This is a genomic window from Microcoleus sp. D3_18_C4, from assembly GCF_036702355.1.
In the GTDB taxonomy this organism is placed as follows: domain Bacteria; phylum Cyanobacteriota; class Cyanobacteriia; order Cyanobacteriales; family Microcoleaceae; genus Microcoleus.
Genome location: NZ_JAUBTF010000114.1, coordinates 1 through 10185, shown reverse-complemented (window position 1 = coordinate 10185; position 10185 = coordinate 1). Strand labels below are relative to the sequence as shown.

At 45.9% G+C, this 10185-nt stretch carries 8 protein-coding genes and 1 pseudogene; 3 read left to right on the top strand and 6 right to left on the bottom strand.

Features of this window, described 5'->3' with window-relative positions:
* Window positions 1-166: 166 nt before the first annotated feature.
* The gene (locus QUA90_RS29330) at window positions 167-949 is read right to left on the bottom strand and encodes a DsbA family protein (protein ID WP_333448671.1); all 783 of its coding nucleotides are present in this window, start codon (window positions 947-949) and stop codon (window positions 167-169) included.
* A gap of 1219 nt (window positions 950-2168) precedes the next feature.
* Between QUA90_RS29330 and QUA90_RS29325 the strand changes: the two genes are divergently transcribed.
* The 3 genes and pseudogenes from QUA90_RS29325 (at window position 2169) to QUA90_RS29315 (ending at window position 4380) form a co-directional block, all read left to right on the top strand.
* Window positions 2169-2483 (top strand): transposase, encoded by a 315-nt coding sequence (locus tag QUA90_RS29325; protein WP_333448672.1) that lies wholly within the window; start codon window positions 2169-2171, stop codon window positions 2481-2483.
* 50 nt (window positions 2484-2533) lie between these two features.
* Window positions 2534-3983, top strand: a pseudogene (tnpC, locus tag QUA90_RS29320) (IS66 family transposase).
* Window positions 3984-4128: 145 nt separating this feature from the next.
* Complete coding sequence (locus tag QUA90_RS29315) at window positions 4129-4380, top strand: hypothetical protein (protein ID WP_333329821.1); 252 nt, start codon at window positions 4129-4131, stop codon at window positions 4378-4380.
* A 136-nt stretch (window positions 4381-4516) separates the two neighbouring features.
* On the opposite strand, the gene QUA90_RS29310 is transcribed toward QUA90_RS29315, so the two are convergent.
* The 5 genes from QUA90_RS29310 to QUA90_RS29290 all read right to left on the bottom strand — a co-directional run bounded on the left by QUA90_RS29310 (window position 4517) and on the right by QUA90_RS29290 (window position 10096).
* Window positions 4517-5326, bottom strand: coding sequence for a peroxiredoxin-like family protein (locus tag QUA90_RS29310; protein WP_333448670.1), 810 nt, complete (start codon window positions 5324-5326; stop codon window positions 4517-4519).
* Between the two features lie 491 nt (window positions 5327-5817).
* Complete coding sequence (locus QUA90_RS29305) at window positions 5818-6300, bottom strand: Hsp20/alpha crystallin family protein (RefSeq protein WP_333448669.1); 483 nt, start codon at window positions 6298-6300, stop codon at window positions 5818-5820.
* 117 nt (window positions 6301-6417) lie between these two features.
* Window positions 6418-6681 (bottom strand): hypothetical protein, encoded by a 264-nt coding sequence (locus QUA90_RS29300; protein WP_333448668.1) that lies wholly within the window; start codon window positions 6679-6681, stop codon window positions 6418-6420.
* A gap of 167 nt (window positions 6682-6848) precedes the next feature.
* Entirely contained in the window at window positions 6849-9158 is a 2310-nt protein-coding gene (locus QUA90_RS29295; protein WP_333385970.1) for a nitric-oxide reductase large subunit, read from the bottom strand.
* A gap of 593 nt (window positions 9159-9751) precedes the next feature.
* Window positions 9752-10096: a GIY-YIG nuclease family protein gene (locus QUA90_RS29290; RefSeq protein WP_333329803.1), complete on the bottom strand. Its 345-nt coding sequence runs from the start codon at window positions 10094-10096 to the stop codon at window positions 9752-9754.
* Window positions 10097-10185 lie beyond the last annotated feature (89 nt).

Genomic DNA, 10185 nt, shown 5'->3' with positions numbered 1-10185 from the left:
GCCCGCCTTTCTCCCCAAATTCTTTACAACTCCTCTTGGGGTGGTGCGCCGCAGGCGCACCCCCTGAACGGTTACGATTTTTCGAGTTTTTCTGGTTTTTCTCGTTCCCAGCCAACGCAGGCTGGGAACGCATTTTTAGACTCGGTTTCTAAGAGTCAGGAATTACTTATTTCGAGACAGAGGCGAGAATGCTTTCCATCTCAGAAAGCTCGATCGCCCCGGAGAAAGTTTTGCCGTTCATAATAAAGAAGGGAGTGCCTTCAATGCCTAGTTGTTGAGCGAGTTGCACGTCTTTGGCAATGGCGGCTTCTGCAGCGGGGCTGTTGCGATCGGTGTTAAATTTATCTAATTTTAGATTGAGCTTTTGGGCGATCGATGCGTACAAGGGCTCGCCTAAATCTTTCTGCCCTTCAAACAAAGCGCTGTAATATTCCCAGAATTTGCCCTGCTGGCCCGCCGCCCAAGCTGCTTTAGCTGCTGGCAGCGCTTGAGGGTGAATAGAAGTCAAGGGAAAATGCTTGTAAGCTAAAGCAACTTTGTCCTGGTGTTTTGCCATAAACTGCTTGACAGTATCGTGAGCGCGCGCGCAAAACGGACATTGAAAGTCAGAGAATTCTAAAAGTACAATCTGCTGCGAAGCTGAACCCGTGGTGGGAGAATCCCCTATCGAAGATTTGGGATTAGTTTTCATCTCCTGCAAAAATGACTGCTGCGCTGCTTTGAGAGACTGCTGCTGTTGTTGCTGGTACGCTTGTACCGACTCTAAAATTGCTTGGGGATTTTCGCGGATAACCTGCAAGACTTGCTCTTTCAACTTGGGATCGACTGAATTGCCAGCCGTTGACTGTGCGGGGGAACAACCGATAAATACCAGGCAACCTGCCAGGAGTATAGCCAAGCAGAAGGCTTGCTGGCTGCGGAGTTTTCGCCAAATAGTGGATAAGTTCATCTTTTTTTTCTGATTCACGGCAACACTTAATCCTACATTTAATTTTGCGGAGTGTCAGGTATACCGCAGTTTACTGCTGTGCAGTTGTTTTTATCTGTGACCAATATTTATTCAGTGGCGATCGGTAATTCGTAGTCGGTAATTAGGAAAGGTTGTGAATCACACGAACACCGACTAACCTAATAATTAATATTTAAATCATGGGAATTTATTATAATATAATGTCGCTTCAACAATACTCCGGACAGTTTTTAAAGAGGGAGGCGATCGCTTTGGCAGCAGAGAAGTGAAAAAAGTGAGTGCAATCTGAACCCAAAATCAACAGAAAACAAGGCACTCTTTTCGGTTAAGCTATAAAAACACACAAGCTCAACAGATTGCCTTATGAAAATCATTGAATCCATCTTACAACAAATGCCAGGGATTAGTCAACCCCAAAAGAAGTTTTTAATCACTTTATTCTCAACTATCTTGCTGGCTTATGGCTAGGTCAACTTCACAAATCTCAGTCGTTATAGTTGTTTGAGCGAAAAAACCTAGCGTCGTCACTTTCTCAAAAGCTTTAATTTTCCACAACTTAATAATCAATATTTCCTCGAACAAGCTTTAAATCCTGAGCACACAGTCATTGCTGTTATTGATTGTTATTTTTTAAGAAAAAGTGGCCCAAAAACTGACGGCAAGGCTTATTTTTATAATGGTGTAGCTGGTAAATCGGAACAGGGATTGGAAATTTATGTGATTTCTATTGTCGAAATTGAGACTCGTTTATCTTATAGCTTAAGCGTGCAACAAACTCCATCACGTCCTCAAATAAAGCCCTGACAAAACTGCAACAAAAACCGAAGAATAACTGGTCAAAAAAATCTAGCAAAAAACAGGAATTTCAAAGCTCAAAGCTTGATATCACAAGAGTTTATGACTATGCAAAACATCTAAATAATACTCGTTGTTCCTTCCCAAATTCTGTACGTTATTTGGTGCCTGATGGCTATTATTATCGCTCTAAATTCTGGGATGCTGTGCGGGAGTTGAATTTAGACTTTATTGGCAAGCGAGCGAGTTGATGCTAACCTACGCTATCTCTATACAGGTGAACAAAATAAACTGGGAGCACCTCGCAAATATGATAGTAAGGTTGACTGCCAACATCTGAGTCGTATTAAGTTTGTTAAATAAATAAAACCGGGAGTTTCATTATATACATTAGTAGAAAGCGATTTGTTGTTTAAATTGCCAAATTAGCTGGGCTTGTATTTCTGAGGTTCCAGCCAATGGTCAAATCAAAAATACTTTATTATTTAGCACTGATATTCATCTACCACCTGAGCAAATTGTTGAATATTATCAGGCTCGTTTTCAAATCGAATTTATTTTTCGTGATGCTAAACACTTTACGGGATTGTCTGATTATCAAGCTCGTCATTTACCACCGCTTGATTTTCATTTTAATGCCAGTCTGATTGCCTTAAATCTAGCCAAATATGAACTCTCTAGTTGTCATTCATCTGCCAAATATTTTGTGTTTTCGTAAGGATTCAGGTCAAAAAAGACTTAAGTGTCAAAAGCTGGTAAAATAAACAAATGAAAAAGCCCGCAGCCACCAGACAGAAAGAAAAAACCGAAATCGAGCAGTGGAGCCAAGCTGAACTGGTAGAAATGGTACTGGGGCTGCAAAAAATCATTGCACAATTGCAAGAAAAACTAGCGATTGCTACGGGCAAAAGTCGAACCACCAGTCAGACTTCATCCAAACCCCCATCAACGGATCTACTCCAAAAACCAGAGAAACCAACAGTCAAACCAGAAGCAGACCCAAAAAAGAAACCAGGCGGACAACCGGGTCATCAGGGAAAAACCCGAAAAGGGTTTGGACGAGTAGACAGAACAGAAATTAGCTCACCCAACATCTGTCAAAATTGTGGTAGTCAAGAATTAAGTGAAGTAATTAACATCCACAGACCGCAAGTAGCAAGTCTAGTAGCAAAACCAATTGAAGTCGTCGAATATCAGACACAATCGTGTAAATGCCTAGAATGTGGTGCAGTAGTCAGAGGAGAACCACCCCGCTTGAATAGTTCCTTGACTTGACTTGAGCGTTAATCTCCAAGCACTCTTAGTCTGGCTTGGCAATTATGGGCATCTTTCCTACTCCAAGCTGACGCTCGTTATTGTGGGAACTCGGCAGGATTGAAGTAGGAGTAGGAACACTCCAAAAAACCAATCAACGAGTAGCAGCAGCAGTCAAACCAGCGCTCAAAGCACTGTGGGAATGGACACCTCTACAATCAAACGTTCATGTAGATGAAACGCCCCCCGTGTGTGATGGGGGTTAAAGAATGGCTATGGACGGCTAGTGGAGAAGGATTCTGTTTATTTCATGCCGCAGATACCAGGGGCCGTGTGGAACTAGAAACCATGCTGGGTAAAGAATTTGCTGGAGTCTTAAGCTCAGATGATTTCAGCGTTTATAATGGTGGGAAAGTCTCCGCCCAACAGAAGTGTCTGGCTCATTTACGGCGGCATTTCAAGAAAGTGCTGGGACTTCCGGGCCACAATAATAATGCAGCAGTCGCTCAAATATTTCTGTCATTAATTGATGAAGCTTTTAGATCCCATGAGTCCTGGCGAAAGACGAAGGAGCAACTTATCTACGACTCCTGGGCTGAGGATTTCAAAATACGATTGAATAAAGCCCTTGCCACTTGGTTGAACCAAGTTGGTTATGCTCTTCTGTTTGTTACTCAAATCCTTACGGGATAAGGCAAAACAGTGGTGGTATTTTCTGGATGACCCCTCGGTGCCTCCTGATAATAATTTAGCAGAACGTTCCCTACGGCTAGCTGTCACGAAACGGAAAGTTTCTGGCGGCTCTCGTTGGATGAAACGATTTGAGGAAACGGCTAATCTGCTGAGTGTGATTCAAACCTGTCGTTTTCAAGCTCGTTCAGTAATGGCTTTTTTCCGTGAGGCTCTAGAGGCCCATTCTTGTGACTTGGCTCGGCCTGAGCTTATTCCCTTCTTTCAGACCTGAATCCTTACAAGATTTCGCATTCGGGGAGTTTGGGCAGGGCGGGGCGGGTTGGGGTTTTGGTGTGGGTTTTTAGTAATGTTAGGGGTGAGGAAGTTCACAGCCTCAGTGGCTGCGGTTGACATCTCTCAATCACGAGGAAAAGGGGATGGATCAGGCAACTTTAAGGCAAATGGCGATGGCTACGCTTTCACAAGTTGGCATTCAATTTGATGAAGCTAACGTAAAGGCGGAGATTGACGATAACTGGTTTCTTGGTGGTCTTGAGCCAACCAATCAACTTTACTTTGTGCATTTGCTAGTTGACGGACAAGGGCGGGAAGAACCGGGGCGACATGGTTGGGTAGAGTTCAATTGGAAAGGAGAGGTGCTCCCGTTGGACTCTGGAGGAACAGGATGAATATGGTAAGCAAGAAATTGCCAGCAGCAATGATGGGATTGAGTACGATCGCATGAATCCCCCTATCCGTAAGCCCATGCCCATTCGCTATCGACCGCTCTTACCCCCTGCCAGCCGCACACCATAAGGGCGGTAGTTAGTGCATATCGCCCTGCCCCAGCGAGTCTCCATCACCCACCATTTCTGAGAGAAATGTCAGGGGATTGCTCATATCAGCAGCGAAACCAAGGATGGCGCGATCTCGATGTTCGTAGACTAAATCTCCCTCAGCATTAAACAAGAAAGTTGCGCCTCGTTGAGTGAGATAAGCAGCATTTGGAACATAGGTTTTCCAATGACTCAGCACTTCTCCCATATTCCGCAGCCGTAAAGTTGCCAATTCAAATGGACGCTGGAAACCTTTGCCACCTGCCCACCGGAAAGTGGAGCCTTTGAGGGGTGGAAGAGGGAAAGCCTGAATAATTTCATCATCACCAATTAATTGAGGTGCTCTTGCGTCGCCTCGATATCCTCTCCATACTTCTGCCAGAGTGCCAGGGCTACCAATCCCCGCACACATGAACAATAGATTGAGGTAAGCATTCATAGCAGCCGATAAACCGGGTAGTTTTAACGATAAACCTGGATACAGGTCAAGTTTTTGGTGCAGTTGGGCACTAGGATCTACAAACAAACAGTCGGCAGGAAATCCTGTATAGCCACAGAATCGCTGACCCGATGAGCGTGAGCCAATTCCCACAGCTCGGATTGCTATCCCTTGTGTTTCCAGCCGTTGAGCGTCCCGCTGCAACCACCAAGCATATTCAAGGCTGTCGAAATCTCCCAATTGTGGCAAGAACAGCACCAATTGCCTCATAGAGGAATCGCAACCGTTCAAGATGGGTAAAACGGCTCCATCGCTTACCCGTTGGCGTTCGGTTTGGCTCAAGAGGGTATGGATATTCATTGGCTAATTATCGATTAAGGAATTGGGAAAGTAGAAAATAATCAGTTGTTGGACAGATGCTTTACTCACATCAAATCGGGCCGCTTTTCGGAATTGATGTATCACCTGGTTGAGACGCTTTAACTATTGCGCTTGAGCTGGCAGGGTCTGTCTAGCTGTGCTACTTTACCACAGATAAGCTGATGCTGTCCGGCGATCGCCAATGCTCTCTCTGCGAGAGCAGACTCAATAAAATTGGTGCCGACAAGCGTGAAATATTTTGACAGACTAACTGGAATCAGCGTCAGTTCACGGCATTTGTAGCTAACTTTTCGCTCGGCTTTTTTACATAAAGAATACCGAGAGCAATGGTCGCTCCCGGTATCAACTTTTCCAGTTCCGTTGTTGTTAGATAAATCCAATCAGGCTCAATGAAAGGAAAATTGACCTCACTCAATTAAGCACAGCCTTTCTGCGTACTGAGTTCACCACTAAACACGCTTACCCCATCGTTATTGGTTAGCCTGTTCCAAAGCGGGAGTCGCTGGAGTTCCAGCAATTTCGGCTAAGTTAATCTTGACGACTTTATTGCGAGCTTCAGTCACTTTGGGCAGGGTTAGCGTTAGAATGCCATCTTTGTACTCAGCTTGCACAGAGTCGTTTTGAATGTGTGCGGGCAAGGGAAGCACCCGGTGGAATTTGCCATAGCGGAATTCTGAGCGGACGTAGCCAGATTTTTCGTCTGTGTTTTCGTAACGACGTTCGCCAGAGATAGAAATTGCTTCGCGAGTGACTTGAACGTCAATGTCTTTGGGGTCAATTCCAGGCAGTTGCGCTTTTAATACGAAATTGTCCCCAGCATCAACCAATTCTAGAGCTGGCATCCAAGTGGCTTCTGAGTTATCTCTCGTTGCTGTCCGTTGGTCAAATACTTTATCGAGTTGCTCGCGGATGGTTTCAATTTCTGTGAAGGGTTGCCAGTAGCGCATCAACATAATGTGTCACCTCAAAGGTAATGCTTTATAAGAAATGTTTGGGTTGAAGCTCATTGCTTACAGTTATCATGATGCCGCTTTCTAAGTGGGAGGAACAGTCAGGATAACCCCACTTGGTTAGTCGTATTTGCCAGAATTAGTGCGAAACAATCGGGATACTTCGCATTGAAGAAAACCGTACAAAGCTATTCCTAGAAACCGAAAATGCTCTGGCAACGCCATGATGAGCTTGCCGGGTGAACTCTGCTGGCGTGTGAGCGTCGGGGGAAGTATCGGCGGTGTTGCCAACCGTACCAAAATGCGGTGCGGGTGATGTGTAGCAGGGTAAGGACGTGATTTGTCGGCGATCGCTGCTTTCCTATAGTCATCGCTCGCGCTCATGAGGGATCTCGAATAATCGCCCTCTTAAAAACAAAGTATCGAATGTGTGGCGAGAAAACCTAAACATTAAAGTCAGCTTTGTGAAAGAAAAATCCCCGAAATAAAATTTCGAGGATTCTCAAGAAAATCAAAATTTTGACCACAATCCTGAAGCTAAAAAACCAGATTTAGCCTTCAGTGGGATAAGGTTTTTCCTGACTTGGTAGACTGGGAGTGCGGAAAATCGCAATAATCGCTCGCACCACGAAGATAAACATTGCCAACGCCCCAACAGAAAAGATCACATCACCAGGAACCCTTGTCCAAACCGTCCAGTGCATCCATTGGGAACCCATCACCGTTTCACCCCGTGCATACCAAGTTCCGTAATTGATCGACTGGGTAAGCTGGTAAAAACCATTCGGAATCGGCCCAAATAGCAGCATCACCACCAAACCAATATTCAGGAACCAGAACGAGAACTTTAGCTGCTTCTCATTCCATACCGATTCCGGCGTAAATTCGCGCAGGGCAAACAACATTAGTGCTAACGCCAGCGACCCATACACCCCAAACAACGCTCCATGCGCGTGAATAGCGGTTGTATTCAAGCCTTGGGAGTAATAGAGAATACTCGGCGGGTTGATCAGGAAACCAAACACCCCTGCCCCCACCAAATTCCAAACGCAGGTAGCAATAAAGAACCGTAGGGGCCAGCGATAGAAACCTTCCGCCTCCCGTGAAAGCTTCAGCGTTTGCAACACCTCAAAGCCAATCAAGGTGAGGGGAATCACCTCCAGGGCAGAAAACACCGACCCAATTGCCGCAATAAACACCGGAGTCCCCGAAAAATACAGGTGGTGCAGCGTTCCCACAACACCACTACCCAAGTAGAGGATTGTGGTCAGATAAGTTGCCCGCAATGCTGAGGACTTTTTCAAGAAGCCTAACTCACTACATAAGTAGGCAATCACCACCGTGGCGAACACTTCAAAAAAGCCTTCTACCCACAGATGCACCACCCACCAGCGCCAGTATTCGGCAATACTCAACGGAGTCCGGTTTGTGTAGAACAGTCCCACCGAGTAGAACAGGGGAATCGTAATCGCACTGTAGAGGAAAAAGTGACTTAATCCTGTCGGGCTTTTCTCCTGTTGTAAAGCCGGACGGAAGGCACGGTACATCAGGAATAGCCAGAACACCATCGCTACAATCAGGAGAACTTGCCAGACCCGCCCTAACTCAATATACTCATAGCCTTGATGCCCCCACATAAAGCTATCTTCAACGCCAAGAATCCCTTGAATGGCAGCCCATGACCCCACAAGGGAACCCACGACTACAACGGTCAAAGCACCTAACAACACCAGGTTTCCCACCGCCTGACCTTTCGGTTCAATGCCTCCAAAGCGTGGCGCAAAGTAAAGTCCTGCAGCTAACCAGCAGGTAGCAATCCAAAATATCGCCAGTTGCACGTGCCAAGTGCGGGATGCCGCATAGGGAAGAAATTGTGCTAGGGGAATGCCATAAAAACTATCGCCTTCAACGGCATAGTGTGCCGTTACCATTCCCATCGCCATTTGCACCATGAATAGTGCCATTGCCACACCAAAAAAGAGTGAGGTGGTTTTCTGGCTGGCCGTCGGGATTCGCACGGTGGGACGAGTGGTGACCGACTGGAGATCGTCTACACTTTCACGAGTCAAGTAAAGCAGTAGAAATCCACCGGTTCCGGCAATCAGCAGCACCACGGAAATGATTGACCACAGAATGAATTGTCCGGGTTGTTCATTTCCAATCAGGGGGTCGTGGGGCCAATTGGCGGTGTAGGAAAAAGTCGCGTTGGGGCGATTGGCGGCAGCGGCCCAGGCAGTCCAGGCAAAGAACGCCGTGACATCATGAATCTGGGATGGCTCTTTAAACCAGCCATGCGGAATCGAGTGGATGACGGAACCGTAGGTCAGCAGGTGTTCATAGTCCGCAAAGACTTGTTTTAGTCCTTGTGTCTGAGCATCGGTCAGCAGCAATTCATGGGTGTTCGGGTCATAACGATTGGTTTTGAATTGCTCACTGATTCTCGCTTGTAAAGCCGCCCGTTCTGGTGCAGGCAATGCTTCTAAATCACTCTGGCTCATCGCTGGGTCATTGTTGTGCAAAACCCCGGCGGTGGCTAATCCCCAGCGATGCAATACATCTGCTGTCCAGTCGGGGGCGAGGTAGCTACCATGTCCCCAAATACTGCCGATGTGCTGACCACCCCTTGCTAGGTAGGTGGCTTGACCATCCTGAATCTGTGCTTTTGTGATCACAATCTCCTGTTTTGGAGACTGGATCACATCGGGTAAAGGGGGAGCATTTTTCCAGATGGCAGCCCCTGCTGCCAGTAGCGCGGTAAAAGCAATGATACAGATTAGCACCAGCCACGCCGGAAGACCCAGGGCTAATCGTCTATGAGGAGGTGCCAGTATTTCAGGACTGGCTATCTGAGAATCTGTCATCTCTTTCACCTTAAAAACAATATTAAATAGGCAAGGATATTCTTCGCTTTTTGAGCATCGGCTCTGACCACAGAGCCGACCTACTACAAGAGTAAGATAAGATTTTGGTGATGGAAAAAAAATTGATCAACTAAAATAGTTTCGCAATAAAATTTATTACTTCCGAAGCTGCCTGTTCAATTCCTTTGCCGGCGACCAAGGTAATCGCAAGGGTGGAAGTAAAACTAGATTCAAAGCGGATCTAACATAAATAATCTTTTTTAAAACTTTTAAGTTTTAGTCATCTATCTTAAGAGTGAAGTGTGATAGGGAAAGTCCAAAGTAAAGTTTTTGTACCGATGCTTTACTCTTGCTGTCGCAGCTATGAAAGTAACAACCGAACAGTTCGCATTGAACCCAGTGTGTGCTCAACTGCAACCAGATCGTCGGCTAGCAGAGTTCCGGTAAACGAATACGGGATTCGCTATCTTGAAGACTTAGACGCTTGGAAAGCTGCTCCAAATCTTGTAGCGATTGCTAACCTTATCCAGTTTGATGAACCTGCCACAAGCCCTTATAGTTCTGTGACGATGCGTAACTGCTGCAAGGTTTAGTCACAGGCGTGAGCACAAGGTGAGAACACCCAACTCAACATCACTCAACACTTTTGTTTCCATCTCATACAAATCGTTCAGCACAAGCTTGACGTTCGGAAACACAAAATACTCCGTCAGCTTGCCAATGCGGTAATTAAACGCTTTGTAGCGGTGTTTGAAGTACAGTTCCACATTACCCCGGTGTTCCCACAACCCTAGCAAATTGACAACCACATCCGAGTAATGCGCTTTCACATCTCGCTGCACTTCCGCGATTCTCTCCTCGATCAATCGAGTGGTAATCCCAATTTTGTAGAACGTGTTCCCGTCGGCTTTGACCTCTAAAAAGTAGAGCGCGTTCACCAGAATTCGCCTGGGAGCGTGTCACTTATGTTATGAGTATAAATACTGATAAAGACTACAATCACTTTTTTACCTATCATCAGTAAAAT

Coding starts and splice junctions, on each gene's coding strand:
- QUA90_RS29330 (WP_333448671.1), bottom strand. CDS start 949: ATGAACTTATCCACTATTTGGCGAAAACTCCGCAGCCAGCAAGCCTTC.
- QUA90_RS29315 (WP_333329821.1), top strand. CDS start 4,129: ATGGATCAGGCAACTTTAAGGCAAATGGCGATGGCTACGCTTTCACAA.
- QUA90_RS29310 (WP_333448670.1), bottom strand. CDS start 5,326: ATGAATATCCATACCCTCTTGAGCCAAACCGAACGCCAACGGGTAAGC.
- QUA90_RS29305 (WP_333448669.1), bottom strand. CDS start 6,300: ATGTTGATGCGCTACTGGCAACCCTTCACAGAAATTGAAACCATCCGC.
- QUA90_RS29300 (WP_333448668.1), bottom strand. CDS start 6,681: ATGAGCGCGAGCGATGACTATAGGAAAGCAGCGATCGCCGACAAATCA.
- QUA90_RS29295 (WP_333385970.1), bottom strand. CDS start 9,158: ATGACAGATTCTCAGATAGCCAGTCCTGAAATACTGGCACCTCCTCAT.